The following is an 807-nucleotide window of genomic DNA, read 5'->3' as shown; positions in this document are numbered from 1 at the left end:
GGGGGGGGTGGGCCCGGTGTGTGCGGTGGTGGCGCTCTGCCGGCCGGGGTGTTGTGGGGGGGGGGTGGGGCGACCGCGGCGTCAGTCGGGGTGGGGTGGGTCTCGTTCATCGTGTTGGCGTTCTGGTTCGGGTCGTCGATCGTGAGGGTGACGATCCCATCGGCCACGTCGTAGCGGACCGCATCAGTACTGGTCATGCCCATATCTCCTGTAAAGCCTGTGGAATTCGGTCCGGCGCTCAGATGCGCTCGACGATGGTGGCGATGCCCATGCCGCCGCCGATGCACAGCGTGGCCATGCCGTAGCGCTTCTGACGGCGCTCCAGCTCGTCGACCAAGGTGCCGAGGATCATCGCGCCTGTCGCGCCGAGCGGGTGGCCCATCGCGATGGCGCCGCCGTGGCGATGAAGCTCATGCGCGATCTCGGCGACTACCCGCACGAGCAGACCAATGTCAACGGCGGCGCCATCGCGATGGGCCACCCGCTCGGCGCGACAGGCGCGATGATCCTCGGCACCTTGGTCGACGAGCTGGAGCGCCGTCAGAAGCGCTACGGCATGGCCACGCTGTGCATCGGCGGCGGCATGGGCATCGCCACCATCGTCGAGCGCATCTGAGCGCCGGACCGAATTCCACAGGCTTTACAGGAGATATGGGCATGACCAGTACTGATGCGGTCCGCTACGACGTGGCCGATGGGATCGTCACCCTCACGATCGACGACCCGAACCAGAACGCCAACACGATGAACGAGACCCACCGCCCCCCGCTGGAGGCCCCGGCCGACCGCCCCGCCCCCACCACCCCC

1 protein-coding gene and 2 pseudogenes are annotated in these 807 nt (G+C 68.2%); 1 reads left to right on the top strand and 2 read right to left on the bottom strand.

Annotation, left to right across the window (positions count from 1 at the left end; genetic code table 11):
* The coding region (locus BHE97_RS20900; protein ID WP_140400277.1) for a hypothetical protein at nucleotides 1-197 on the bottom strand (197 nt) is incomplete at its 3' end.
* Between the two features lie 41 nt (nucleotides 198-238).
* Nucleotides 239-412, bottom strand: a pseudogene (locus tag BHE97_RS19305) (acetyl-CoA C-acyltransferase); the annotation flags it as partial.
* Between BHE97_RS19305 and BHE97_RS19300 the strand changes: the two are divergent.
* Nucleotides 392-616 (top strand): annotated as a pseudogene (locus tag BHE97_RS19300) (acetyl-CoA C-acyltransferase); the annotation flags it as partial. The pseudogenes BHE97_RS19305 and BHE97_RS19300 sit on opposite strands and share 21 nt — an antisense overlap.
* Nucleotides 617-807: the final 191 nt, after the last annotated feature.

The organism is Aeromicrobium sp. PE09-221 (assembly GCF_002174305.1).
Taxonomy (GTDB): domain Bacteria; phylum Actinomycetota; class Actinomycetes; order Propionibacteriales; family Nocardioidaceae; genus Aeromicrobium.
The sequence above is the reverse complement of the archived record's forward strand: the minus strand, read 5'-3'. Positions and strand labels throughout refer to the sequence as shown.